The following is a 25454-nucleotide window of genomic DNA, read 5'->3' as shown; positions in this document are numbered from 1 at the left end:
AGCACTTGAACTACTTATTAGTTGTAAATAGATATTGAGCATACCAAATGCTCGTTCAAGGGCGCGTTTAAAAATGGTATCTCATTTACATTAAGGTAAAAACGTAAGTAATCCTCAAGCCATCTTAAAAGTGACTGATAAATTATTTGAAAAATATGGTTTTTCACATCGCTAGTGATAAATGAAGAAGCTGATGAAGTGTAAATATTTAGTTTTAAGCATGAGGGTTATTAAAACCAAATATTAAGGACTAACAAACTATGACTGACCCAACTTTATTGATTTTGATGTATTTTGTGATCCCTGTGTGGCTCGCTGCTGGCATTGCTGATTGGTTTTGTCATCGACGTAGTAATATTTCTACAACCAGCGGTGCTAAAGAGTCATTTATTCATTTATTAATGTTTGCCGAAGTGGGCATTCCGTTAATCCTCGTTTTAATTTTTGAAGTTAATAGTTTGATTATTGCCCTTTGTATTGTGTTGTTTTTTCTGCATGAGCTTACAGCAATGTGGGATGTAACTTATGCGGTAAGTAAGCGAAGGGTAGGGCCGGTAGAGCAACATATACACAGTTTTTTAGAAATGATACCCCTATTAGCTTTGGTATTAATTATTGCGCGCCATTGGGAACAATTTACCGCTTTATTTACACCTGGCGGCTTTCCTCCTGACTTTACGCTTCAATTAAAAGACTCTCCTTTACCAATAACTTACTTGGCAACGGTGCTATTTATAGCACTTGCGCTAGAATTTACGCCTTATTTAGAAGAGTTCATTCGCGGTATACGTGCTAAAAAAGATAACACTTAATCTGCTTGAGTTATTTAAGCAGTTAATTTATGCGTGTCTAACTCGCGCACTCTTGCTCACACTGAGCTAAATAGTGCTGCTCGAGCACAGGTTTTAGTACCAAGCTAAGATGCTGTCTAAGGTGCTGTTAACCAGAGCCTCACCAATACCTAGTGGGGCTTATTTAGGTATAATTGAAAAAAGGCTAGGTAAAAATAGCGGCGTATATACGCCGCTATTATTTTATAAAATCAATAAGCTGAGATTAACTGATATAAGTAACTATCATGATTAAGGTAGATGCTGCCCACCTGTAACACCCATTATTTCAGCGGTAATGTAACTTGACTCTTGCGATGCTAAGTATACATAGGTGGGTGCTAGTTCAGCAGGCTGGCCTGGTCTACCTAATGGCACGTTATCACCAAATTCAGGCAATTTTTTAGCCGGTTGGCCGCCACTTTGTTGAAGCGGGGTCCAAATTGGCCCTGGAGCAACCCCATTAACCCGAATGCCTTTATTAATCACCATTTTTGCTAAACTTTTAGTAAAGCTTGTAATTGCGCCCTTAGTCGATGCGTAATCAAGAAGCCCAGCAGAGGGTTGATAGCATTGGATAGAGGTTGTATTAATAATACTAGCGCCCGGTGGCATATGTTTTACCGCCGCTTTTGTTATCCAAAACATAGCAAATACATTTGTTGCATATGTTTGGCAAAATTGCTCGGTAGATAAATCGTCTAGCTCGGCAACAAACTGTTGTTTACCTGCATTATTCACTAATATATCGATTGAGCCTAAGTTTTCAACGCTTTGCGCCACAAGGTCGTTACAAAAACTCTCATCAGAGATATCGCCTGCAATTCCCCAAGCTTTGCTACCGCTGGCTTTTAATATATCGAGTGTTTCTTTCGCATCGGCCTCTTCGCTGGCTAAGTAATTAATAACCACATCGGCACCTTCTCTGGCAAATGCAATGGCAACCGATCTGCCAATGCCCGAGTCGCCCCCGGTGATCAACGCCTTGCGACCCTTTAATCTGTCGCTACCTACATAGGTATCTTCGCCGTGATCTGCTTTAGGTTTTAAAATTTCATCTAGGCCTGGGTCTGGTTGTTCACTGTCTTTTTCGGTCCGTCCCATTTGATATTGGCTTCTAGGGTCTTGCATCGTAAATTGGTTAGTTGGCATATCAACGTCTCCTTTAACGTAAAGTTTAAGTTGGATTAACTGCATGTAATCGCAAAGAGCCTAATGGTAGATAACGCAGCAATGCGTGTTATCTATGTCTTTGCTTGGCGGGAATAGACGTAAAAGTGAGTGTGGTTGTAAAATATTGAGTATAAGTAGCAACTTACTAATCTAGCACTTGTCTCAATTGTAGAGTCAGCTTGGAATGCGCCCACTTTGTATCTCCTTTAACGTATTTGCTTGGCCAAGGTTTTACTGACCATGTATATTGAAGGAGCAATAGATATGCCATAGCGTTACATTCAAAATATGATGCTATGTCACTTATTTTAATGCATTTATTTTAAACTAGGAAAAGAGTAAGTGAATAAAATGGGTAAAAAATGGATAAGAGTACCGAAAATGTTACACGCTGTTTATCGAGCTAGTTAACTAGGCGAGCAAGGTAAAGTGATAGGCTTATAGTCAAAGCCGTAAATAACAGCGTCTTAAATTAAGGCGGTGATATCGCTTAAGCTACAACGCGCTTTTATCGCGTTTTTATATAGAAGGGTAGCCAAATTATTGCGGTTTATGTGCGTGGCAGTAAATTACTAATTACATGTATTAATACACGTAATTAGTAATTGAAATGTAGTGGCACACACACCCAGCTATTACAAAGAGGTGCCAAATTGCGTGGCTAAATTGAGTGCTTTTAGCGCTATAAAATAATGTACCTAAGCTATAAAAAATGCCACCGGCCAGTAACCAGTACAGTGCTTTTACATCAATATTTAAATAAAGTGGGTATACAATCGCAAGGGCAAACCAGCCCATAAGTAAGTAGGTAGCCAGCGAGACTTTTTTATTACCATTTTTAACCAGCACTTTATAAGCAACGCCACCAAGCGCGACTGCCCAAATAAAACTCAGTGTCCCCCAAGACCACAATCCATTAAGAGATAGCAACAAAAATGGAGTGTACGTACCTGCTATTAATACGTAAATAGCGCAGTGATCGCACTTTTTATAAAAAGCGCGTAATTTTGGCTGTACACTGGCGTGATAAAGTGTGGATGATAAAAACAATACAAATAAACTAGCCCCATATACAGCGGTACTAATATAAGCTTTTACGCTGGTGGCTTGTTTAAATAAATCCCACATTACAAACACAGCAAAAAATATTCCCAGTGCATGGCTTAATACATTGAGTTTTTCTTCTTTGCGAGAATAGGGTGCCTCTATAGTCATACTAGTCCTACCACTTATTAATTAAACTTGAGTGTACAGGTGTACGCTCAATGTTTCAATGTCAGCATTGTTACTATAAATTAGTTACCGTACTTTTATTGATTTTAAAGGGAATTAATCGGGTATAGTGTGGTCGTATAGTCTCAATTAATTAAGGCACGTTTATCATGAAAAAAGAGCTCAAAGCCGTTTTACTTACTGCCATTGTGTATCCTGGGGCAGGGCATTTTTCGCTTAAAAAGCATTTATTAGGCTGTATTTTTGCAGGTGTATTCACGCTACTTTTGTTTATGACATTGGGTGATATTTTGGCTATAGCGCAATGTAGCGCAAATGAAATTTTAGCAGGTAAAATTCCGATGACGGCTTCAGGCATTTTACAAGCCGCCCGTAATCCATCAGGTGAATGTGCTCAGCTTGGGGAATATAAATATCTTCCTTTAATGGTGGTCATTTGGTTACTAAGTATGGTTGATGCTTATCGGTTAGGTAAAAAAGTTAAACCCGATACGTAAAATAAAAAGTAATGGTAGCAGTTGTTTTAAACTGCAAATAGTGAACTAAAAATATTTACTAATAGTTAGTCAAAAAATTAAAAAGGTTAGTTAAATTAACCAAGCCTGAATGCTGCGTTGCTATATGGATTTTGATATAGTCTTTAAATATCAATGATTTAATTTTTATTTTTCGGTTGGCACAACCCTTGATTATGTTATTGCGTCTAAACAATATACACAACAAGGAATACCATTATGAAACATTCAATTAAAATCGCTATGGCAAGTTTATTAGTATTAGGTTCTTCGCAAGTACATGCGAGTGAAGTGGACCTAGATGTAACTGATATTATAACGCAAAACGTAACAAGCTATATTAATCAAGCAACGGCAGAGCTTGAGCAATCAATTTCGCAGAGCCTTAGTTTTGATGCCCAGGCAGTACTTGAGCAATTTGTAAATCAAGCGCAAGAACAAGCTGACGTTACCACGCAGTCTACAATGCCGGTAACTACGCAAGTTAAAGCTAAATAAGTGTAAAAGGATAAGACGATGAGTAACGAATTAGGATTATTTGCACTTATGTTGGCACCTGTTGTAAGCATGATTAGTGTTTACTATATGGTTCAAGTAATAAAAAGTATGGGAAGTTGGATCAACTTTTAATTAATAGGTAAATAATTCGATTTGAGTAAGCTGATCGACTTAGTAAAAGCGCACGTAAATAAAGGCAGTGTAATTTAAAGAAGTAGACTTTATGAAACGTGCGATTTTCCCATTACCAATATTTGTGTTACCAGAAGGCTATACGCGTTTGCGTATATTTGAGCCTAGGTATTTAAACATGGTAAAAACCGCACTACAAAATAATGTCGGTTTTGTACTGTGCACCTACCAGCACGACACGCCATTTAATATTAGCGCTCAGGGCTGTTTGGTCGATATTATCGACTTTGATCAAGACCCTAGCAATATGCTACTTATTGATGTGTACGCTGCTAAAAGCGTGCAAATAAATGACGTATACCAAGATGAAAGTGAATTGCGCCATGGCTTATTAAGCGATTGCAATACGCCGTATTGGTACAATGACTTCCACAGTGAAATTTCGGCTGATAATCAACGTTTGTCTGATTCTTTGCAGGACATATTTTTAAACAATAAAGAGCTTTCTAGTTTATATAGGCAAACCAAGTTTGATAATTTAGCTTGGGTAGCTGCGCGCTGGCTTGAACTATTACCTATATCTATCGATAAAAAACAGCAACTTGCGTTCGAAAGTAACTTTGCTAACTTACTAAACTTCCTCCATACTGTGATTAACAATGAATTTGCCTAAAATAATGTGATCTGCGTTTAATTGCTTGGCGTATAGATATATACAAAAGCATACACGGGATTAATTATTATGGTAAGTCAACAACCCTCACCACGTTGTGAACCTAATACAGGTAAATATACTGCCATGCCAGAAACGCCAAGTGCAGAGCTTATGCAAGCTCTGCTTGATGTAGCTACTTCGCGAGACAAAAGAGCGTTTGCTTACTTATTTGAATACTTTTCGCCAAAAATTAAACGCTTTGGAATTAAGCAATTTGGCTCTGAGGCACAAGCAATGGAGCTTGTACAAGAAACACTAACCTCAGTGTGGCGTAAAGCGCATTTGTATCACAGCGATAAAGGGGCTGCGACGACTTGGGTATATACCGTAATGCGTAATGCCTCATTTGATATGCTTCGTAAAATGAAAAGTAATAAAGAAGAAAATATAAGCGAAGATATTTGGCCACTTATTAACGAATCTCAAGATACAACACTCGAATTTAGCGACCACTTGGAAGATCAACAAATTAAACGTTACCTAGACAAACTACCAACCGCACAGCGAGAGGTAGTTAGAGGTGTTTATTTCCAAGATATGTCGCAAGAGCAACTTGCTCAACAATTAAATATTCCTGTAGGCACGGTAAAATCACGATTGCGTTTAGCCTTGCAAAAATTACGTAATGAAATGGGAGATCAGCATGATTAAACATCACCCTAGTGAATCTTTACTAGCACAATATTGTTCAGCGCAGTTACCTGCATCGTTAAGCGTTGCGGTATCTATACACGTTGATATGTGCCCAGTTTGCCAAGCAAAAGTGGCAAAACTTGAAGCCGCTAATGCAAAGGATGTATTTAGCGATGCGTCACACGCCCCTGATACATTAAATTTAAGTAATGATTTACAAGCGCCAGATTTTGACGCTGATCTGCTAGATTTGATAACCGCCGATGCTAGCATTGATGAAGTTTACGAAGTTGAGCCGGTAACAGTACAAGTTAATGAGCATAACTACGAATTACCACGCGCCTTAACACGCATTTCGCATGGGCGTTTTACGCAAGTGGGTAAGCTTGCTCGCTCTCGCGTTGCTATTGATGATGGCCCATTGCGCTCAAGCCTTTTACATATTGGCGCAGGGGGCGAAATCCCCGAGCATACTCATACTGGTTTTGAAGTAACCTTGCTACTTGGTGGTGAGTTTAGTGATGAAGAGGGCAGTTACGTGCCAGGAGACTTTATTTGGCAAGATGGCTCTCATCAGCACACCCCACTTACAAAAGATGGCTGTTTATGCTTTACAGTAGTCAGTAGTGCGCTACATTTTAATAAAGGGCTCAGTAAGTTACTTAATCCTATAGGTAACTTGATTTATTAAGAGAATTTATGCAAACAGACACAATAAAAATAGGTATTAGCGCCTGCTTAGCAGGCGAAAAAGTACGTTTTGATACAGGCCATAAAAAGTCTAACTTTTGTATGGATGAACTTGGAAAACATGTAGAGTACACGCGTTTTTGCCCAGAGGTAGCCGTAGGGTTACCTATTCCTAGGCCAACCATACGCCAAGTACGCGTAGGCGATACAATAAAAGTATGTCGACCAGATGGCACTGGCGATGTTGGGCCTAAGCTAACTGAATACGGTAAAAAAGTAGCCACAGAGCAAGCTAAAAACCTAAGTGGTTTTGTATTTTGTGCGAAAAGCCCGAGTTGCGGTATGGAAAGAATTAAAATTTATAACGAGGCGGGCACCGGCAATACCTCCGAAGGCGTTGGTTTTTTTGCTGAGCAAATAATGAAGCACAATCCATTACTGCCATGTGAAGAAAACGGCCGCTTAAACGACATGCATTTACGCGAAAACTTTGTAATGCGCGTGTACGCTTACAAACAGTGGCAGTTATTAGCTTCTGAGCCGCTAACAGTGCATAAGCTTACCCAGTTTCATTCGCAATATAAGTACTTATTGATGGCTCATAATTATCAAGCTTACCGCGACTTAGGTAATTTACTTGGTACTTATAAAGGTGATGATATTAACGCTTTAGCAGATGAGTACATTCTTGGGTTGATGAACGGCCTTAAAAAGCCTGCATCACGCAGGAATAACTGCAACACGTTAATGCACTTGCAGGGCTACTTTAAAAAAGACTTATCTAAGGTTGAAAAGCAAGAGCTACGCGATGCCATCGACGAATACCGTCAAGGTTTAGTGCCTTTGTACGTACCGCTTACTTTGTTAAAACACCATCTGAAAGTTCACCCTAATGAATACCTAGAAAAGCAGGTGTTTTTTAATCCTTACCCTAATGAACTAAAATTACGTTACGGCATATAATGAATACACTTTTTTGGTTTAGGCGCGATTTGCGCCTTTTTTCTAACGAAGCGCTTATTGAAGCGCTAAATAATGGCGCTAAACAGGCCATTTTTTTTATCTGCGAAAAGCAATGGCAACAACACAACGCCGCTCCCATTCAAATAGATTTACTAAAAAGACGCCTCAATTATATACGCGAGCAGCTAGCACAGTACGCAATAGAGCTGCATATTTTTGACGCCCCTTACTTTGACGATTGTGAAAGTGCGCTTTTATCATTTTGCGATAAACATCAAGTAGAACATGTAATTGCTAATAAAGAGTATGAGTTAAATGAAGTAAATCGTGATGCGCAAATACTTGCAAAGTGTGATGATAAAAATATTACGTTTACCCTCTATGAGGGAGATGTAATAGCGCCTGTAGGCAGTGTTAAAAACCAAAGTAACGAAATGTACAAAGTGTTTACGCCATTTAAAAAACAGTGGCTTAAACAACACCAAGATACTTACTTTAGCTTATTACCGTGGCCTTTAAAAAAACAGCCGATAAATAACAACGCACAGGCCATTAAAAGTGATGGCAGCTCAGAAAAATGGCCAGTTGATGATGAAAGCTTAGCAACCATTGTTGATAATTTTATTTGCGACAAATTAAGTAGCTACGACGATCATCGTGATATACCCAGCATTAAAGGCACATCGGGTTTAAGCCCTTATCTAGCTCTGGGTATTATAAGCCCTAAGCAGTTACTGGTTAATATTCAAAACCGCTACCCAGATATTTTAACAACATCTAAAAGTAAAACGTTTACTTGGGTAAACGAGCTTATTTGGCGCGAATTTTATCGTCATTTAATTGCGCAATTTCCTAAGCTTTCTCGTGGTGATAACTTTAACGAAAAGTACAATGGCGTTAAATGGCGTAAAAACGAGGCTGAGTTTAAAGCCTGGTGCGAGGGGAAAACAGGTTACCCACTCGTTGATGCAGCGATGAGGCAGTTAGTTCAAACCGGCTGGATGCATAACCGTTTAAGAATGGTAGTTGCCAGCTTTTTGACCAAACATTTATTAATTGATTGGCGTGAAGGCGAGCAGTTTTTTATGCAGCACCTTATTGATGGCGATTTAGCCTCTAATAATGGCGGTTGGCAGTGGGCTGCAAGCACTGGCTGTGACGCGCAGCCTTATTTTCGCGTATTTAATCCTATCACTCAAAGTGAGCGCTTTGATCCTAATGGTAAATTTATACGTAAATATTTACCAGAGCTTGAAAAAGTGCCAGATAAACATATTCATTTTCCTCATGCTTATTTAGCGTCAATAGGGGCTGATAAGCAATGTTACTGGCCGGCAATTGTAGTTCATAAAGCAGCTCGCGAACGTGCAATAGCTGCATTTAAGGGGTGATATGGAAACAGCATTACCGGTAGCAAAATTTGTAGAAATATATCAACAACTCGATAAATCAAACCTGCATTTGCTTAATGATATTTACAGCGAGCAAATTAAATTTAAAGACCCAATGCACGAAATACACGGGCTAAGCGAGCTTACCCGATATTTTTCTAATCTATATAGTAATGTTAAGCATTGTCAGTTTGATATTAGTGACACCTACGAGTGTGATGACAAAGCATTTTTGTATTGGACTATGCATTACGCCCACCCAAAACTGGCTTCTGGCAAAACTATATCGGTAGAAGGGCACAGTAAGCTGGTTTTTAAAGAAGGTAAAATTATTAACCACCGCGACTATTTTAATGTCGGTGAGATGCTATACAAGCATATTCCTATTTTAGGTGGCGTTATAAATTACATAGATAAACGAGCAGGGTAGCGATGAATATTTTAATTACAGGTGCAACCTCAGGTATTGGCGAGCAGCTTGCAATAAAGTACGCTCAGCAAGGTAACACGGTAATTGCTTGCGGTAGAAACCTTGAAAAGTTAGCTGAGCTTGAAAAGCACACCAATATTAAAGCGTGTCAGTTTGATGCCACAGACCTTAAAGACATAAAGCAAGCAACCCTTGGGTTTAGTGCTTTTGATAAGGTTATTCTTAACGCTGGTAACTGTGAGTATGTAGATGATGCCCGTAACTTTGACAGCGCTTTGTTTGAGCGAGTTATTTCAGTAAACCTGCTGGCAATGGGCTACTGCCTAGAGGCACTATTACCAAAAATTAGTGCGGGCGGACAACTTGTGCTTGTTAGCTCAAGCGTTACGTATTTACCTCTGCCACGCTCTGAGGCTTATGGCGCATCTAAAGCCGGGGTAAGCTATTTAGCGAAAAGCTTAGCAATCGATTTAAACGATGTTGATGTTACGTTAGTGCACCCTGGTTTTGTTAAAACCCCCCTTACTGATAAAAACGATTTCCCAATGCCTATGGCTGTTACTGCAACAGAGGCCGCCGATTATATGATTAAGGGGATCAATAAACGCCGTAAAGAAGTTCATTTTCCTTATCGGTTTACGCTTATTTTAAAAGCATTACGTATTTTACCGTTACCACTTTGGTTACGTTTAGCAAAAGGATTAGCCCGTTGAAAAAAATAGCAATAATAGGTTCTGGCGTATCGGGTTTAACCTGTGCTCATTTACTGCATAAGCATTACGATATTACTGTATTTGAAAAAAACGATTACATTGGTGGTCATACCGCGACAGTAGAGATATCTGATGCTGGGGTTAAACGCGCAATAGACACGGGCTTTATAGTATTTAATGACCGCACTTACCCGTACTTTGAAAAACTACTCGCGCGCATTGGCGTAGACAGACAAGAAACACAAATGAGCTTTAGTGTTCATAATCAAGCAAGTGGTTTTGAGTACAACGGACACACCTTTGCAAGTTTATTTGCTCAAAAAAGAAATATATTTAGGCCTAAGTTTTGGCGCTTGTTGAGCGATATAGTTAAGTTTAATAAATTATGTAAAGCAATGCACAGCGAGCAAAACTACCCTAAAGATCAAACGCTGGGTCAGTTATTAGATACGCACGGCTTTAATGACTTTTTTAAATACCATTACATTTTACCTATGGGGGCGGCAATTTGGTCAACCAGCATCAAAGAGATGCAAAATGTAGGGGTTGAGTTTTTTGTAAACTTTTTTTACAACCATGGCTTACTTGATGTTACAAACAGGCCGCAGTGGTATGTAATCCCTGGTGGGTCTAAGCAATACATTAAGCCGCTTATAAAGGGTTTTGCAGAGCGGATAAAACTAAATACCGACATTGAGACGGTTACGCGTGTAGATAATAAAGTAATTATTACTCTTGAAAATGGCGAACAAGCTGAATTTGATAAAGTGGTATTTGCGTGTCACTCAGATCAAGCTCTTGCATTACTTGGTGATGCGACTGAGCAAGAACAGGCTGTATTAGGTGCAATTCCTTATACCGAAAACTCGGTAGTACTGCATACAGATACCAGCTTACTGCCAGATAGAAAAGCCGCCTGGGCTAGCTGGAATTACTTACTAAACGAAAACACCGACAAAGCAGCGGTTGTTACATACCAAATGAATATACTGCAAGGTATAGACTCAGATACACAATTTTGTGTAACCCTTAATCACTTAGAAGGGATTAACAAAGCAAATATATTACGTGAGTTTACTTATCATCACCCTGTTTTTAACGAAGCATCCATTGCCGCACAAAAACTCAAGCACACTGTTGATGGCCAAAATAATAGCTATTTTTGTGGTGCTTATTGGTATAACGGTTTCCATGAAGATGGTGTTCGCAGTGGAGTAGATGTGGCTAAGCAATTAGGTGTTGAATTTGAATAGCGCTGTATACTTAGGCGATGTAAGGCACAGGCGCTTTGCGGTAAAAAACCATCAGTTTAAATACCCACTTTATATGATGTGGGTAGATTTAAAAAATCCGTTATTACTTAACAACATTCACCCTATGCTAGGTACTTTTGGGTTTAAAGCACTGCGTTTTAATCAAGCCGATTATTTAAACACACTGTCAAACTCAGAGCCATTAAAGATCATTGAACGTGCACAGTGCCAAATAGAAAAACTAGGTGTTAAAGAGACGTTTTCGCATATTTATATGCTTGGCCAACTTAGGTGTATGGGCATTTATTTCAGCCCTGTAAATTTTTACTTTTACGGTAATAGCACCGATAACTTTAAATATATGGTGGCTGAGGTAAGCAATACGCCGTGGAATGAGCGCCATTATTATTTGGTGCCCTTACAAAAAAAAGTGAACTTTAAGAAGGCTTTCTCCGTATCACCCTTTATGAATTTAGATATGGACTACCATTGGCAAGTACAACATACAGCCGATAACACATTAATTCATATAGAAAATAAACGTGGGGATGAGTTGTTATTCGACGCGTCTTTACGATTAAAGCGAAGTCAGTTAACGAAGCAAGAAGTTAATAAATTATTAAAAAAATTTCCTGCGATGACTTTGTCTATTTTCAAAGGTATTTATGTGCAAGCACTTAAGTTGTTTATTAAAAGGGTTCCTTTTTTAGGTCATTCAGGAAAACCTTAGTATAGTTAAACAAGCTTAGTTGCGGGTAGCGATACAATTATAAAGGGTTTAAGATGGAAAAAGTCTCGAGTATAAACTGCCAAGAGCAAACTGGTTGGTTTACAAACTTATATAAAAAGCTAGTCACCAAAGCCTTTGCAAGTATTGAAACAGGCCAAATAGTGTTAGTTGAGAACAGTCGCTCAACAGTATTCGGTCAACAACATTCAGACTTAAAAACCACGATTACCGTTAACGACACTGCCATGTATAAAGCATTTGCGCTATCTGGCAGTGTAGGTGCTGGTGAGTCTTACATTCTTGGGCAATGGTCGTGTGATAACTTGACCAAACTCATCGAAATTTTTGCCATAAACCAAAAACAACTAGATGCTTTTGAAAAAAAATTCTCGTTTTTTAGTGGCTTAGCCCACCGTTTTAACCATCTCAAAAACAGCAATTCAGAATCTGGGTCGAAAAAGAATATTGTTGCACATTATGATTTAGGTAACGATTTATACGAGTCATTTTTAAGCGAGGAAATGCTCTACTCCTGCGCTGTTTATCCATCAAAAGACGCCTCTCTTGAGGACGCTCAACAAAACAAGCTTAAACAAATTTGTGAGCAGGTAGAGATAAACGAAGGCGATTCAGTTATTGAAATTGGCACAGGCTGGGGGGCGTTTGCGATTCACGCGGCCACACATTACAACTGCCATGTGACCACAACAACGATTTCTGATGAGCAATATGCCTATGTGGAAAACAAGGTTAAACAGTTAGGACTTGAAAATAATATAACTTTGCTCAAGCTTGATTACCGTTTATTAGAAGGTCAATACGACAAGCTTGTATCAATAGAGATGATAGAAGCAGTAGGACATGAATACCTACCAAGCTTTTTTAAGCAATGTAATAGTTTGCTGAAAGAAGACGGTGCAATGCTTATCCAAGCGATCACTATTGGCGATCAACGTTATCAACATTATTTAAAAAACTCTGACTTTATTCAGCAGTATATTTTCCCCGGTGGTTGTTTGCCTTCAATTAATGAGATGAGCGAGCAAATTAAGAACAATACCGATATGGTTATTCACACTGTAAGCGACATAGGCGCGCATTATGCTAGAACACTAGCCGATTGGCGCACACGCTTTATTGATAACTGGCACACCCTTGACAGTGACAAGTTTGATGAGCGTTTTTACAGATTATGGTTATTTTACTTTGCTTACTGCGAAGGCGCTTTTAGAACGCGAGCAACCAGCACCGTTCATTTAACGGCGCGTAAACCACGTTTTACTAGTCAAAATGACGAAATTGCCCTTAATTATTAATTTTGTGCTTTTTCAAACAGTGTGGTTTTTATCACTGTTTTTAGAAGCTCAATCTGTTTTATACACCTCTGGTATTGTTGTGCTTATGTTTGTTTTATCAAAGCAGCATAAGCTCGACGCGTTGCTTTTAGTAAAAGCTTTACCAATTGCGCTGTTATGTGAATACCTTGCTGTGCAGCTAAACCTTTTGGAATTTAAAGTATCCCCTTTTCCGCTTTGGTTAGCCTTGCTATGGGCCGCATTATTGCTTTGCTTAAACACATCAATGGCGTTTATTACTAATCTAAAACTTTGGCAAGCCTATTTAGTGTGCTTAGCCTTTGCGCCAATTAGTTATTATTCAGGCGCTCAATTTGGCGTGCTTAGTATTTATTCACCTGTGTGGATGTTTTGGCTTCTGTACGGCGCACTTTGGGCTGCTGCCTTTACATTAATTCTTATTATTAACCAAAAAATTAAAGCGATTATAAATTTTAGCAAGCAATAACAGGAGCTTGTATGAATATCACCGCAAAAATATGTGCAATAACGGCCGCAATGATTATGGCTACTTTTTTTACCCCATTGAGCTTTAGCGAAGAGCAAACTGACTTTAAAAAAGTGGGCGAGGCGCGCATGGAATATTTATTTTGGGATGTTTACGATGCAACGTTATACACCCGCTCAGGGAGTTACAAACAGGGGGCGCACCCCGTTAAATTTACGCTCACCTATTTGCGAGACTTTGCAGCAAAAGACATTGTTAAAGCCACTAAAGAGCAATGGCAGCATTTAGGTAAAAGTGACTTATCTGCTAAGTATGCTGATAAATTGCTCACTCTTTGGCCAGACATTAAAAAAGGCGAGTCGTTAAGCTTACAAACATCACCAAGCGGTCAGGCTACTTTTTATCATAATGACAAAAAGTTAGGTGAAATTAGTGACTTGCAATTTGCCAATCAGTTTTTAGCTATTTGGCTAAGCCCAAACACCTCAGAGCCAGCACTTAGAAAACAATTATTAGGGATTTAACATGCGCAATATAAATAAATTTAAACAGTTATGTATTTTAATGGCCGCATTATTTTTAGTGAGCTGCTCCGCGCCAAAAGTAGAGCACTACAATAGCAGCAACCCAGAATTTGATTTTAAAGCGTTTTTTAGTGGCGATTTGAAAGCATACGGCGTTGTGCAAGATTATAAAGGCGAACTCACACGTAAACTTGTTGTCACTATGAATGCTCGCTGGGAAGGTAACGAGGGCGTTATAGAGGAAGACTTTGTGTATGACGATGGTGAAACACAAAAGCGTATTTGGTATGTCACCCTTAATGACGATAATAGCTTAGTGGGACGTGCTGATGATGTGCTTGGCATTGCAACCGGTAAAAGCGCAGGTAGTGTGTTTCATTGGAACTATAATGTGGCCTTACCCTATGACGGTAGTACGCTTGAGGTGAATTTTGATGATTGGATGTACCTGGTTACACAATCGCGCTTGATAAACCGAACGTCTATTGTTAAGTTTGGTGTCGAGGTTGGGGAAGTGACCTTAGTTATCGAAAAAATATAGAGCAGTGTGTTATTTAAAGTGTGCCTTTTGTGTACTTAAATTAAGTTTTAGTTAACCCAACACGCTGTATTTTACCGAGAATTATTAAAATTTTACGCATTTTCGAAGTATTTAAGCAAAAAATGCAATTTGCTGTTGCTAACTCCTTAAAAATGCATAAAGATAGGTTTTGCGAAGGCAAAATAATAACGAATAGGAATCTAACAATGAATAAAGCTCAATTAGTTGAAAAAATCGCTACTGATGCAGAAATCTCTAAAGCTGCTGCTACACGTGCACTTGACGCGTTTACTGGCGCTGTAACTTCTTCTTTAAAAGAAGGTAATTCAGTTGCATTAGTAGGTTTTGGTACTTTCTCAGTTAAAGAACGTGCAGCACGTACTGGCCGTAACCCACAAACGGGTGCTGAGATCCAAATCGCAGCGGCAACTATCCCAAGCTTTAAAGCAGGTAAAGGTCTTAAAGACCAAGTAAACCCTTAATTGGCGCTTTACAGAATTTTTTAAAAAAGAGCTATTTAGCTCTTTTTTTTTGCCTGCATTAAAGTAGTGAGCTTACCTAAGCTTATTCTCACATGCCTAATTAGGTATTAATGCAGGGCGTTGTAAGGCAAGGCTTAGCATAAAAAATCCCTGCTAATTGCTTAGCAGGGATTTAATATAAAACGCTTAACGTTTAAGCTTTAATTAATTACGCTTTTAATGCTTTATCACCACGGCCGATCCCTACAGCACCAGAGCGCACCACTTCAATAATGTCGGTTTCATGGCGTAGGGTGTCTAAAAACGATTCTATTTTGTCTGTGCTGCTTACCAGTTGTAAGCTGTAGCTTTGGCGTCCCATATCTAAAATAGCACCTTGGAACACATCTACAACGCGTGTAACCGCTGCACGGGTGGTTTCGTCTTGGGCAAATACTTTAACAAGTAATAATTCACGTTCGATGTGACTCATTTCGGTCAAATCAATAATTTTAAGTACATCAACTAATTTATTAACTTGTTTAGTAATTTGTTCAACGATTCTATCATCACCCATAGTGGTAATGGTGATACGTGACAGTGACTCATCATCAGTGGTGCCCACTGTTAAGCTATCTATGTTGTAGGCGCGCTGTGAAAAAAGCCCAACAATGCGAGATAAGGCTCCCGGTTCGTTTTCTAATAAAATAGATAATATACGACGCATTATGCTTTTACTCCTTTACGTAACCACATCTCATCAATGCCACCTAGTTTAATTTGCATTGGATATACATGTTCTTTTTCATCAACGTTAATATCTAAAAATACTAAACGGTCGTTAATGCTCATGGCTTTATCTATAGCAGGTTGTAGCTCATCTAAAGTATCTACCTTTATGCCTACATGGCCATAGCTTTCAACAAGTTTTACAAAATCAGGTAATGAGTCCATATATGAAGATGAATGGCGACCGCCGTAAATCATATCTTGCCATTGGCGTACCATGCCTAATGAGCGGTTATTTAGCGAAACCACTTTTACAGCCAAGTTGTACTGTAAGCATGTTGATAGCTCTTGAATATTCATTTGGATTGAGCCATCGCCGGTTACACACACTGATTCTTTATCAGGAAAGGCAAGCTTAACACCCATAGCTGCTGGTAAGCCAAAGCCCATGGTGCCTAAGCCCCCTGAATTGATCCATTGGCGAGGGTTTTTAAATGGATAATATTGCGCTGCAAACATTTGGTGCTGACCCACATCAGAGCTTACATATGCGTCACCATTAGTGGCTTTATACACTGCTTCTATAACAGCTTGAGGCTTTATTTTATCCCCATCGGTGTTGTAGCTTAGGCACTTTTGCTCGCGCCAGCTAATAATTTGTCGCCACCAATCCTCTTGTGCACTGCGATCAATTTGAATGCTACTTTTATCTATGCCAGCTTGCAGTTGCTCCATCACAGTGGCTAAACAGCCCACAACCGGAATGTGTGCTTTAATCGTTTTAGAAATAGAGCTCGGGTCTACATCAACGTGAACGATGGTTGCATTAGGGCAAAACTTTTTAACATTATTGGTTACACGGTCATCAAAACGCGCTCCCAGTGCTAAAATTACATCGGCATTTGCCATGGCTTTATTGGCTTCAAGCGTGCCGTGCATACCCAGCATACCCACGTAATTTGGGTGAATACCCGAAATACCGCCTAAGCCCATTAATGTATTAGTGATAGGTGCATTTAGCGATTCAACTAAGCGGGTTAATTGCTCAGAGGTGTTAGATAAAATAATACCGCCACCTGAGTATATAACCAGTTTTTTAGCTTCTAAAATTGCGGTAACCGCTTTGCGAATTTGTTTAGAGTGGCCCTTTGTATTTGGGCTGTAGGTTCTAAGCTCTGTTGTTTTAGGGAAGTTGTACTCAAACTTAATAGCAGGGTTAAGCATATCTTTTGGTAGCTCAACAACAACGGGTCCTGGGCGGCCAGTACTTGCAATGTAAAACGCTTTTGCCAAAATAGCCGGAATTTCTTCAGCGCTCCTGCAGTTAAAACTATGTTTTACAACTGGGCGAGAACAACCAACAATGTCAGTTTCTTGGAATGCATCGTCACCAATCAAGCTAGTAGGTACTTGCCCCGATAAAACCACCATCGGGATTGAGTCCATATAAGCGGTGGCAATACCTGTAATACAGTTAGTTGCGCCAGGGCCTGAGGTAGCAAGTACAACACCAACTTCGCCAGTAGCACGGGCATAACCGTCAGCCATATGGGTTGCGGCTTGTTCGTGACGCACTAAAATATGTTCAATATCTTCTTGTTGAAAAAGTGCATCGTATAAATCTAAAACCGATCCACCTGGGTAGCCAAAAATATACTTAACCTTCAACTCTTTTAATGCCTGAACAACTAGTTCAGAACCATTATATTCTTGTTTGCTCATCCTCATTCCTCTGTGCGCTGTTTATGCATAAAAAAACCCCCGCGTAGTGCGAGGGTTTTTAAAAAGCAATTTCACTTTTTAATACATCCCCGCTGGGCTTATCACTAAGACCACTACGAGTACGATTAAAAGGTGAAGTTGTTTTTTCATAATTGTCACTTTATAAAAAGCAAAATGCTGCTTTAGATTAAAAATTCTATATGGGGTTATTTTTAAGGGTTTTACGTGCTTATGTCAACCTTGAAAGGGCTGTTTTGGATTAAAATTTCAAATTAATTTGTTTTAATACTAAAAAGTTGCACGCTATTTGTAGTTATATAAAAAATATGAAGAAATTATGCTAATTTTACCGAGTAACCATAATGGGTAAATAGGTGATTTGAGCGCTGTGCTTAATGCATATATTAGGTATGATAGAGCAATAATTTATCTGGGGAAGATACAGTGAAAAAAATAATATGGCTTGGCTTATTCCTTTGCAGCCTAAATCTTAACGCAGCAAATACCAGTGCGCATGACCCAGGTATTATTAACAAACAAAGAATAGAGTATTGGTTAAATAAACGCGCTGATACCCAACAAACCACTAACAAGCCAACGGTTGAAAGCTACTTAGCGAATATTGAACGGCTTAACCCTTCGCAGTTAAAACCTGTTTCTACTATGAAAGCCCGCTTAACCGCTAAGCAAGCCAATAAGCAGCTGCAATATGCAAGTGCGGCTAGTCCTAGCAACGCGCTAAATGAGGTTAAAGTACTGGCTATCTTAATTGATTTTCCTGATTTAAAGCACGATGACAATCAGCTAGTTGATGATGATACCGATATGTATTACGAAAATTATACAAAAGAGCATTACCAACAATTGCTTTTTAATGAGGGTGGGTTTGTAGGCCCTAATAATGAAACACTTAGCAGCGTATACGATTATTATTACGACGCATCAGGCGCTAGCTTAACTTTTAGCGGGCAAGTATATGGGTGGGTTAGGGCAAATAGTAATGCTAAAACCTATGGTGAGCGCGTAGGCAACACACGCGATATAAATGCCCCCGCACTGATAAAAGAAGCAGTAGAAAAAGCCACTGCACAATTTGATATTGATTTAACGCAATATGATTTAACAGATTTAGATGATATTGACGGCGATGGCATTATCAACGAGCCAAACGGCATTATCGACCATGTTATGGTTTTTCATTCCAGTATTGGTGAAGAATCCGGTGGAGGCTATTTAGGCGTTGATGCAATTTGGTCTCACCGCTACTACGTATTTGATGAAAACAGTGAACCTGTCAGTATTGCGGGTAGTAGCGTTAAGTTATCGGGTTATACGATAAACCCAATAGATGCCAGCATAGGTGTCGTTGCGCATGAATTTGGTCACGACTTAGGTTTAGCAGATGAGTACGATTTACAGTCAAATACCGTGGGTGAGCCTGTATCGTCTTGGTCAATAATGTCTACTGGTAGCTGGGTTGGTGGGCCTAGGGGTTCACAGCCCGTTATGTTTAGTGCACAGGCGCTTGAGTATTTACAAAACAGATACCAAGGCAATTGGGTGAACCAGCTTAATTTAACCATGGAGGAAGTGAACAGCCAGCCTCAGCAGTCGCTAGTTTATACTAGCTCACTTTCTCAGCAGCAAAGCCAAATTAAAGTGACACTTGCGCAGCAGCTAGAAAAATTTAAAACCCCGGTTGAAGGTGATTTTCAATTTTACTCTGGTACAGGTAACAATCTAACACACACGCTCTCACAAACCGTGACCTTACCTGAGGCGGCTACACCACTGACACTTAGCTTTTTAGCTTACTACAGTATTGAGCGCGACTATGACCTTGTACAAGTAAAGGTAAATCAAACTCCTTTAGCTAGTAATTATACAATCGAGACAAATCCTTATTATGGCGATATAGGCCCGTATATAACTGGTGATTCGTTTTTACATGCAGATGCGCAGCAACCTAATGGTTTTTTAATGCATGAGTTTGATTTAACACAATATGCGGGACAAACCATAACATTAAGTATTGAGTATATTACCGATACAAACACACAGTATTATGGTTTTGTAGCCGATGATTTAAAAATAACACACAACAATACTGTGATTTGGCAAAATAACGCAGAGCAGTCAGAGTCGACCTTAGCGTTAAATGGTTTTAGCCGCGTGAGTAGTTATATTTATGCTAAACCAGCCCACTATTATATACAGCTACGTGCGCACAGAGGTGTGGATGCCGGCTTACAAGCAGAGCAATATTCACCGGGAGTTTTATTATGGTATAGCGATAGTGCATTTGATAACAACAACACAACTGATCACCCAGGGGGTGGTTTTAATTTAGTGGTTGATGCGGATCAAAAGCCAATTTATCGCGGTACAAGTAGCACCACACTTGCAGATACACCTATACAAGTACGCGATGCTGCATTTAGTTTATATCAGCAAAGTGCAGGTTTAGGCGATCAAGACTTAGCTGCCATTAGTGAGTTTAATGATCATTTTGATTACAGCTTTACGCAGCAGGCTGAATCAGGTGTGGTGCTTACTCCCCAAGGGTTTAACTTTGAAATAGTCAGCCAACACCCTGAAAGTGAAACAGCAGAGCTTTTGCTTAGCTATGATGCGCTACAACAAATAACCACAACAGTAAACGAGGCAACCGTTAGCTTTAATGTAGCCGGTTTAAAGTTAACCCCCACAGATACATTTTTATGGGACTTTGGTGATGGGCAATCGAGTACTGAGCTAAGTCCTACACATACCTATGCCGATTACGGCACCTATAGCGTTACCTTTTCGGCAACGGGTGAGACGACTACGCAAACACAAACTAAACAAATTACCATCACAAAGCCGCTAGAAATTGAAAATTTAACGTATCAGTTAAACGGTGCGATTTTATCTGCTCAAGCAATCGTAACTGGCGGAGAAGCACCTTACAACATGAGTTGGCTTATAGATGGTGAACCCGTATCGCAAACTGAAAACCTAGATTACCAATTTAGCTACTCTGGAGATTACACCCTCGCGTTAATTGTAACTGATACGCAAGGGATAAGTGTTAGCCAACAACATGCTTTGAGTGTTAACGCACCGCTGCAATTAAGTACACGCTATACGGCAAATAACTTAGCGGTACAATACAATAGCTCACCATTAGGTGGTTCTGGTAATTATACATATAGCTGGGATTATGGCGATAGCAGCCCACTAGGTACAACGCAAAACCCAAGTCATAATTACCAAGGTGCAGGTAGTTATTCAGTAAAACTTGTGCTCACAGACAGTCAAACCAATGAAGTTATAAGTAGTGAGCTAACAGTCTCGGTACAAGAGGCGCAAAGTGAATCGTCATCAAGTGGTGGGGCAATAAGTTATTTCATTGCGCTATTAGTGATAAGTGGATTTTACCGGCGTACCAGCAATAAAGTTTAATGATTTTGTGAAGTAAAAGCATTTGACTTAAATGTCTAATAACTTAACACCAGTGGTATAAAAGGTGATGCTCGCTGCATTAAAAATTCTATTTAAAATAAATAGCGTAGTTATGCCAAGTGATGTTATCAGCAAAGGTTAAAATACAAAAAAGCCAGCAATATGCTGGCTTTTTAGGCTTAAAACAAGATTAACCTTGTAAAATTATAAACGGTCGATTACTGATTGAGTGAAATCAGTTGTACCGTGGCTGCCGCCCAAATCACGAGTTGTGCGATCGCCTGATTTAATTACATCAGCTACAGCGCTTCGAATACGCTCAGCCGTGTCGCCCATATCTAAGTGCTCAAGCATTTGGATAGACGCTAAAATTACTGAAGTAGGGTTTGCTAGGTTCTTGCCAGCAATATCTGGTGCACTACCGTGAACGGCTTCAAAAATAGCAGCATCTTCACCAATGTTTGCCCCTGGTGCCATACCTAAACCGCCAACTAAACCAGCACAAAGATCAGATAAAATGTCGCCAAATAAGTTAGTTGTTACTACAACGTCAAACTCTTCAGGTGTCATAACTAGCTTCATACATGTTGCGTCAACAATCATTTCAGTTGATTCAATTTGCGGGTAACGCTCAGCAACTTCACGTGCAACTTTTAAAAATAAGCCAGAGGTAGATTTTAAGATATTTGCTTTGTGTACTGCGGTTACTTTTTTACGGCCTTCACGTACTGCTAACTCGTAGGCAAAAGTGATGATTTTCTCAGCGCCTTCGCGAGTAATTACAGATTTAGCTTCTGCTTCATTACCGTCTTCGCTTACTACTTGGCCTAAACCTGAGTACATACCTTGGGTATTTTCACGAATAGTAATGATATCGATATCATCGTAACGTGCTTTAGTACCAACAAATGATTTAACAGGGCGTACGTTTGCGTATAAACCAAACTGCTTACGTAATGTTACGTTAATAGACGTAAAACCTTCACCTACCGGCGTCGTTAGTGGGCCTTTAAGAGTGATTTTGTTTTTAGCGATTGTATCAATTGTTTCTTGAGGAAGTAGCTCGCCAGTTTTTTCTAGTGCAGCAAGGCCTGCATCAACAAATTCATAATCAAAATCGCAACCTGCGGCTTTTAATATTTCAAGTGCTGAGTCGATAATGCTCGGACCGATGCCGTCGCCTTTGATCACTGTGATGGTTTGTTTGGCCATTGACTTTTCCTTTAAAAGAATAAAAAACGCACATAAATTATTACTAATAATAGTAACTGCTTGTTAGGTCATTTATGTGACGTATGTGGATATATTTTGAGGGCGCATTTATACCAACTTATCGCCCATTTTGCCAGTTTATACTATAAATACAGGGTATAACCTGTGCTTATAGTCAGCATAAGTGACTTAAATGCTGTTATATAGCGATAAGCCTTGCAGTTGCGCAAAAAAATCATCCTCAGATTTAAAGCCTTGTGCTTTTAGCTGCGCATTTAAAGTTTGTTTTTGCCAAGGCGTTAAAGGCAGAGCGGGTTTAAAAATAGTTTGCGCCACGACCTTTAAACTAATCCATAATTTGTGCTGCTCGTTTAGCTCTTTTTTAGGTTGTTGTTCAGCATCGAGTAGGGGCTTGGTCCATGGATTATCACTCAGTAGTTGTGTTAATTCTGTATTTAAATGTTCATTATTAATCGTTTCCACTCCAAAAAAGGCTGCTAATGGGGCACTATAGGTTTGGTTAGGCACGCTACTTATGGTTACTTTTGCACAGAGCTGTGCACTGCAATGGGTTAATAAATAATGCACGTAACCATAGATGGGCAAGGCTATATGTTCAAATTGCTGTTTTGGGTTATTACATACCATTAAAGCTAAAATACTAATAAAGCTATTAAGTTTATTCAGTACGATGTGTTTGTGTGGATGATGTGATGTATCCACTAATTGCTCAAATATAACCCGCTGAATAATCGCCGGTGCATTATCGTAGCCGACCATCGACAAGCTATGGCGTAAGTCTTTGGCGGCTTGGTGCTGATTGTTATAGGGCCTGACGGCTTGGCAGAGCTTCTGTGTTATTTCACTAAAAGGGGCCAGTAACTTATCTAAGCCTTTAAAACTGTATTCATGCGCTACTTTTATATGACTCACTAACGCTATTAACTCGGCCTTTGAACTTATCTGCGCCGGGGCTTTACGTACCAGGTGCTCATTGTTCCAGGCTAAAAATAATACCCGTTTATCAGTACATAGCCATTGCAGTGGTTGATCTTTAAGTGAGGTTTTAACCTTGTACCACGCCAGTTTTTTCTCATTATTGGCATTAATTAGTATATGCTTATTAGCCTCATCACTTGCTAGATAAACCATTGCTTGGTCGCTGTAAACAATTTTACTGCCTGGCAGGTGCGGGCCTATATGCGCTATTAAATCCTTAATTAACCTTTGCGCAAATGGGTTAGCTGTTTTGACATACAATTCACCCAAAGCTTTGTAAAAATTTAATGGGTTCTTTTTCGATGTATAGGTGATGTTCATCGCGATAATATTACTTAATGCGCACAAGGTTATGGCATTGTCATATAGCATTATGTCGCTAGTACTTAGTAACGCTTGCTTATACTTATTTAGTTTAGCCAACATACGCACGCTATTTTGAGTAGGGTGCTGTGCACTGACCAACACTTTTGCTGCTAGCTGATGGCGAAAACGCCATATTTTTTTATCGCTGAGTGTAAGCATTTGCTGCTGCGCAATTTTATTATGCTGCGCTACAACGCAGCAATGTTCTACCAATGCAACACCAATATAAAGCTCGGTTAGTTCGTCATCAAATTGCTGGCTAGCGCACAGTGCGGTGCTAATAACACATTGGTTAATAACGAGGTTTGTAGCAAAGTCGTAGTGGCTGTTGTACAAGCTTAAACGCGCTTGTAAAGCGTGCGGGTGTTGCTGATACAAAACGCGATAGTGCTGGGCTGTTTGTACAACAAGCGGATAAAGATGTTGCCACTGCGTTTTGTCACTATAAATTGTTAGTATTTGATGTGTGTTATGCAGTAACCGCACTAACTGTTTTGAAATGGGCTCATCCATTGGCCATCACCTGATCTTTTCCTGATAAGTTGTATAGGCGCTGGGGCCCCATAAAAATAACTCACCATTTTTAAATAATAAGCCGGTGCATTCATCCATCGTGGTTATGCCATCTGAAGTTTGGTGCTGAGTACGGTAAAAAACAATCTGCCATACTTGGTCTTTGTTACGTTTGGCATAGGTTAAATCGGGGCTTCCTAAATAATCGAGTACACTGTTTAAAGTAACCGCCTCATCAATTGACAGCTTTCTTATGTATCGCTCGTTAAAAGCCTCACGGTCTTGCCAAATCATTGCTTGCGGGTCATCTTTATAAAAGGTGATCACTAAAGTCGCAATGAGTGCATACAAGCCTAACCCTAATATTAAGTATCTTATAAACTTTTTAATCATTTTTAACTCACACTCGCAACAATAAAGTGAGTATATGTTGTGCGCTTAAACAGTGCTATCAACATGCGACTAATGCAACCTTAACTGCTTTAAACTAAAACCTAGCTGTATATCTGTTCGCAAAGTTACTAATTGTTTAGAAATAACATACATGTCTTTTTGCTCAACTAGCTTTCTTTGAATACTGCTTGATAGGGCATCATCTTCTATGGCGCTATCTATGCTTTCGTAGGTATTTACAATAAGCTGAGCCGATTTAGTCCCTATGCCTTTAACGCCGGGTACATCGTTAGTTTTATCACCCGCTAAGGCCCAAAAATCAATAAGTTTACTTTGCTCAATACCAAAGCGCTGCTCAATGCTGACGCAATCTAGGTAGCTCTTTTTAAAATAATCGTACACACAAATATAGTCGTTCAAAAAAGGTAAAAAACCCTTATCTGTAGAAACAATGGTACTGTTTATCTTATTTTTTGCAGCTTTGTCGGCTAAGGTGGCTATGATATCGTCGGCTTCATCGTTAAGCGGTTCAAATACAACGATACCCGTTTGCTCTATAGCTTCTTTAAAGTTGTGCAGCGCATTTTTAAGCGTGTCGGGCATGGGGGCCCTAGAGTGTTTATATTGCTTATAAAAGTGGTAGCGCCAGCTTTTGTCGCCATCAAAGACAGCTATAGCGTGAGTGGCATTTGTTGACTGTAAAAGCTTTTTGCAAGCATGTGCTACGCGCGCGCAACTGGCCTTTAGCATCTGTTCTTCACTATGGTGTGTTTGGTTAGCGTCAACTGCGTAAATGCGCCTAATTAAATTAAGCGCATCAATTAAAAGTAAATGGGGTTTCAAATAGT

Annotated in this window: 26 protein-coding genes; 18 read left to right on the top strand and 8 right to left on the bottom strand. The window is 39.5% G+C overall.

What is annotated here, in order from left to right:
• Window positions 1-260 precede the first annotated feature (260 nt).
• Window positions 261-812, top strand: a complete 552-nt coding sequence (locus tag MTF64_RS01475) for a diguanylate cyclase (RefSeq protein WP_248450234.1) — start codon at window positions 261-263, stop codon at window positions 810-812.
• Between the two features lie 270 nt (window positions 813-1082).
• Here MTF64_RS01475 and MTF64_RS01470 read toward each other — a convergent pair whose 3' ends face one another.
• Together MTF64_RS01470 and MTF64_RS01465 are read right to left on the bottom strand one after the other, a co-directional pair.
• On the bottom strand, window positions 1083-1982 hold the full coding sequence (locus tag MTF64_RS01470) for an SDR family oxidoreductase (RefSeq protein ID WP_248450232.1): 900 nt from the start codon (window positions 1980-1982) through the stop codon (window positions 1083-1085).
• A gap of 606 nt (window positions 1983-2588) precedes the next feature.
• Window positions 2589-3218 (bottom strand): hemolysin III family protein, encoded by a 630-nt coding sequence (locus MTF64_RS01465; RefSeq protein WP_121638500.1) that lies wholly within the window; start codon window positions 3216-3218, stop codon window positions 2589-2591.
• A 167-nt stretch (window positions 3219-3385) separates the two neighbouring features.
• Between MTF64_RS01465 and MTF64_RS01460 the strand changes: the two genes are divergently transcribed.
• The 16 genes from MTF64_RS01460 to MTF64_RS01385 all read left to right on the top strand — a co-directional run bounded on the left by MTF64_RS01460 (window position 3386) and on the right by MTF64_RS01385 (window position 15249).
• On the top strand, window positions 3386-3733 hold the full coding sequence (locus MTF64_RS01460; RefSeq protein ID WP_248450231.1) for a hypothetical protein: 348 nt from the start codon (window positions 3386-3388) through the stop codon (window positions 3731-3733).
• 237 nt (window positions 3734-3970) lie between these two features.
• A complete protein-coding gene (locus MTF64_RS01455) occupies window positions 3971-4249 on the top strand; it encodes a hypothetical protein (protein ID WP_024031759.1) in 279 nt (92 codons plus the stop codon).
• 223 nt (window positions 4250-4472) lie between these two features.
• On the top strand, window positions 4473-5054 hold the full coding sequence (locus MTF64_RS01450; protein ID WP_248450229.1) for an LON peptidase substrate-binding domain-containing protein: 582 nt from the start codon (window positions 4473-4475) through the stop codon (window positions 5052-5054).
• A gap of 69 nt (window positions 5055-5123) precedes the next feature.
• Window positions 5124-5747, top strand: coding sequence for a sigma-70 family RNA polymerase sigma factor (locus MTF64_RS01445; RefSeq protein ID WP_004586416.1), 624 nt, complete (start codon window positions 5124-5126; stop codon window positions 5745-5747).
• Window positions 5740-6420 carry a ChrR family anti-sigma-E factor gene (locus MTF64_RS01440; RefSeq protein ID WP_248450227.1) on the top strand — a complete coding sequence of 227 codons (681 nt, stop codon included), beginning with the start codon at window positions 5740-5742 and terminating at the stop codon, window positions 6418-6420. Before MTF64_RS01445 ends, MTF64_RS01440 begins: the two co-directional genes overlap by 8 nt.
• An 8-nt stretch (window positions 6421-6428) precedes the next feature.
• Complete coding sequence (locus tag MTF64_RS01435) at window positions 6429-7382, top strand: DUF523 and DUF1722 domain-containing protein (protein ID WP_096042971.1); 954 nt, start codon at window positions 6429-6431, stop codon at window positions 7380-7382.
• Complete coding sequence (phrB, locus tag MTF64_RS01430) at window positions 7382-8773, top strand: deoxyribodipyrimidine photo-lyase (protein WP_248450225.1); 1392 nt, start codon at window positions 7382-7384, stop codon at window positions 8771-8773. The genes MTF64_RS01435 and phrB overlap by 1 nt, the downstream gene beginning before the upstream one ends.
• A gap of 1 nt (window position 8774) precedes the next feature.
• A complete protein-coding gene (locus MTF64_RS01425) occupies window positions 8775-9203 on the top strand; it encodes a nuclear transport factor 2 family protein (RefSeq protein WP_096042973.1) in 429 nt (142 codons plus the stop codon).
• 2 nt (window positions 9204-9205) lie between these two features.
• Window positions 9206-9916: an SDR family NAD(P)-dependent oxidoreductase gene (locus MTF64_RS01420; protein WP_004586411.1), complete on the top strand. Its 711-nt coding sequence runs from the start codon at window positions 9206-9208 to the stop codon at window positions 9914-9916.
• Complete coding sequence (locus MTF64_RS01415; protein WP_248450223.1) at window positions 9913-11169, top strand: FAD-dependent oxidoreductase; 1257 nt, start codon at window positions 9913-9915, stop codon at window positions 11167-11169. Before MTF64_RS01420 ends, MTF64_RS01415 begins: the two co-directional genes overlap by 4 nt.
• The gene (locus MTF64_RS01410; protein WP_248450221.1) at window positions 11162-11899 is read left to right on the top strand and encodes a DUF1365 domain-containing protein; all 738 of its coding nucleotides are present in this window, start codon (window positions 11162-11164) and stop codon (window positions 11897-11899) included. Before MTF64_RS01415 ends, MTF64_RS01410 begins: the two co-directional genes overlap by 8 nt.
• A gap of 53 nt (window positions 11900-11952) precedes the next feature.
• Window positions 11953-13215: a cyclopropane-fatty-acyl-phospholipid synthase family protein gene (locus MTF64_RS01405; RefSeq protein ID WP_248450219.1), complete on the top strand. Its 1263-nt coding sequence runs from the start codon at window positions 11953-11955 to the stop codon at window positions 13213-13215.
• Entirely contained in the window at window positions 13190-13702 is a 513-nt protein-coding gene (locus MTF64_RS01400; protein ID WP_029774497.1) for a DUF2878 domain-containing protein, read from the top strand. The genes MTF64_RS01405 and MTF64_RS01400 overlap by 26 nt, the downstream gene beginning before the upstream one ends.
• 50 nt (window positions 13703-13752) lie before the next feature.
• A complete protein-coding gene (locus MTF64_RS01395) occupies window positions 13753-14226 on the top strand; it encodes a chalcone isomerase family protein (protein ID WP_248450520.1) in 474 nt (157 codons plus the stop codon).
• A 1-nt stretch (window position 14227) separates the two neighbouring features.
• Window positions 14228-14767 (top strand): DUF3833 domain-containing protein, encoded by a 540-nt coding sequence (locus tag MTF64_RS01390; protein WP_024031747.1) that lies wholly within the window; start codon window positions 14228-14230, stop codon window positions 14765-14767.
• Window positions 14768-14973: 206 nt separating this feature from the next.
• The gene (locus MTF64_RS01385) at window positions 14974-15249 is read left to right on the top strand and encodes an HU family DNA-binding protein (protein WP_004586404.1); all 276 of its coding nucleotides are present in this window, start codon (window positions 14974-14976) and stop codon (window positions 15247-15249) included.
• A 208-nt stretch (window positions 15250-15457) separates the two neighbouring features.
• Here MTF64_RS01385 and ilvN read toward each other — a convergent pair whose 3' ends face one another.
• Together ilvN and MTF64_RS01375 are read right to left on the bottom strand one after the other, a co-directional pair.
• Window positions 15458-15955: an acetolactate synthase small subunit gene (gene ilvN / locus MTF64_RS01380; protein WP_004586403.1), complete on the bottom strand. Its 498-nt coding sequence runs from the start codon at window positions 15953-15955 to the stop codon at window positions 15458-15460.
• A complete protein-coding gene (locus MTF64_RS01375; protein WP_248450217.1) occupies window positions 15955-17679 on the bottom strand; it encodes an acetolactate synthase 3 large subunit in 1725 nt (574 codons plus the stop codon). Before MTF64_RS01375 ends, ilvN begins: the two co-directional genes overlap by 1 nt.
• 444 nt (window positions 17680-18123) lie before the next feature.
• On the opposite strand from MTF64_RS01375, the gene MTF64_RS01370 reads away from it, so the two are divergent.
• A complete protein-coding gene (locus MTF64_RS01370; protein WP_248450215.1) occupies window positions 18124-21123 on the top strand; it encodes an immune inhibitor A domain-containing protein in 3000 nt (999 codons plus the stop codon).
• A gap of 204 nt (window positions 21124-21327) precedes the next feature.
• Here the strand turns inward: MTF64_RS01370 and MTF64_RS01365 are convergent, their stop codons facing one another.
• From MTF64_RS01365 to xni, 4 genes are all read right to left on the bottom strand, one after another.
• Window positions 21328-22335, bottom strand: coding sequence for an isocitrate dehydrogenase (locus MTF64_RS01365; RefSeq protein ID WP_004586400.1), 1008 nt, complete (start codon window positions 22333-22335; stop codon window positions 21328-21330).
• Window positions 22336-22524: 189 nt separating this feature from the next.
• Complete coding sequence (locus MTF64_RS01360; RefSeq protein WP_248450213.1) at window positions 22525-24213, bottom strand: hypothetical protein; 1689 nt, start codon at window positions 24211-24213, stop codon at window positions 22525-22527.
• Between the two features lie 6 nt (window positions 24214-24219).
• The gene (locus MTF64_RS01355) at window positions 24220-24606 is read right to left on the bottom strand and encodes a DUF3192 domain-containing protein (RefSeq protein ID WP_004586398.1); all 387 of its coding nucleotides are present in this window, start codon (window positions 24604-24606) and stop codon (window positions 24220-24222) included.
• A 69-nt stretch (window positions 24607-24675) separates the two neighbouring features.
• The gene (gene xni, locus MTF64_RS01350) at window positions 24676-25449 is read right to left on the bottom strand and encodes a flap endonuclease Xni (protein ID WP_248450211.1); all 774 of its coding nucleotides are present in this window, start codon (window positions 25447-25449) and stop codon (window positions 24676-24678) included.
• Window positions 25450-25454 lie beyond the last annotated feature (5 nt).

The organism is Pseudoalteromonas sp. 2CM41L, assembly GCF_023161905.1.
Taxonomy (GTDB): domain Bacteria; phylum Pseudomonadota; class Gammaproteobacteria; order Enterobacterales; family Alteromonadaceae; genus Pseudoalteromonas; species Pseudoalteromonas atlantica.
The sequence above is the reverse complement of the archived record's forward strand: the minus strand, read 5'-3'. Positions and strand labels throughout refer to the sequence as shown.

Coding starts and splice junctions, on each gene's coding strand:
- MTF64_RS01420 (WP_004586411.1), top strand. CDS start 9,206: ATGAATATTTTAATTACAGGTGCAACCTCAGGTATTGGCGAGCAGCTT.
- ilvN (WP_004586403.1), bottom strand. CDS start 15,955: ATGCGTCGTATATTATCTATTTTATTAGAAAACGAACCGGGAGCCTTA.
- MTF64_RS01460 (WP_248450231.1), top strand. CDS start 3,386: ATGAAAAAAGAGCTCAAAGCCGTTTTACTTACTGCCATTGTGTATCCT.
- MTF64_RS01470 (WP_248450232.1), bottom strand. CDS start 1,982: ATGCCAACTAACCAATTTACGATGCAAGACCCTAGAAGCCAATATCAA.
- MTF64_RS01450 (WP_248450229.1), top strand. CDS start 4,473: ATGAAACGTGCGATTTTCCCATTACCAATATTTGTGTTACCAGAAGGC.
- MTF64_RS01465 (WP_121638500.1), bottom strand. CDS start 3,218: ATGACTATAGAGGCACCCTATTCTCGCAAAGAAGAAAAACTCAATGTA.
- MTF64_RS01390 (WP_024031747.1), top strand. CDS start 14,228: ATGCGCAATATAAATAAATTTAAACAGTTATGTATTTTAATGGCCGCA.
- MTF64_RS01375 (WP_248450217.1), bottom strand. CDS start 17,679: ATGAGCAAACAAGAATATAATGGTTCTGAACTAGTTGTTCAGGCATTA.
- phrB (WP_248450225.1), top strand. CDS start 7,382: ATGAATACACTTTTTTGGTTTAGGCGCGATTTGCGCCTTTTTTCTAAC.
- MTF64_RS01385 (WP_004586404.1), top strand. CDS start 14,974: ATGAATAAAGCTCAATTAGTTGAAAAAATCGCTACTGATGCAGAAATC.
- MTF64_RS01360 (WP_248450213.1), bottom strand. CDS start 24,213: ATGGATGAGCCCATTTCAAAACAGTTAGTGCGGTTACTGCATAACACA.
- MTF64_RS01425 (WP_096042973.1), top strand. CDS start 8,775: ATGGAAACAGCATTACCGGTAGCAAAATTTGTAGAAATATATCAACAA.
- MTF64_RS01455 (WP_024031759.1), top strand. CDS start 3,971: ATGAAACATTCAATTAAAATCGCTATGGCAAGTTTATTAGTATTAGGT.
- MTF64_RS01435 (WP_096042971.1), top strand. CDS start 6,429: ATGCAAACAGACACAATAAAAATAGGTATTAGCGCCTGCTTAGCAGGC.
- MTF64_RS01395 (WP_248450520.1), top strand. CDS start 13,753: ATGATTATGGCTACTTTTTTTACCCCATTGAGCTTTAGCGAAGAGCAA.
- MTF64_RS01440 (WP_248450227.1), top strand. CDS start 5,740: ATGATTAAACATCACCCTAGTGAATCTTTACTAGCACAATATTGTTCA.
- MTF64_RS01365 (WP_004586400.1), bottom strand. CDS start 22,335: ATGGCCAAACAAACCATCACAGTGATCAAAGGCGACGGCATCGGTCCG.
- MTF64_RS01400 (WP_029774497.1), top strand. CDS start 13,190: ATGACGAAATTGCCCTTAATTATTAATTTTGTGCTTTTTCAAACAGTG.
- MTF64_RS01445 (WP_004586416.1), top strand. CDS start 5,124: ATGGTAAGTCAACAACCCTCACCACGTTGTGAACCTAATACAGGTAAA.
- MTF64_RS01405 (WP_248450219.1), top strand. CDS start 11,953: ATGGAAAAAGTCTCGAGTATAAACTGCCAAGAGCAAACTGGTTGGTTT.
- MTF64_RS01475 (WP_248450234.1), top strand. CDS start 261: ATGACTGACCCAACTTTATTGATTTTGATGTATTTTGTGATCCCTGTG.
- MTF64_RS01355 (WP_004586398.1), bottom strand. CDS start 24,606: ATGATTAAAAAGTTTATAAGATACTTAATATTAGGGTTAGGCTTGTAT.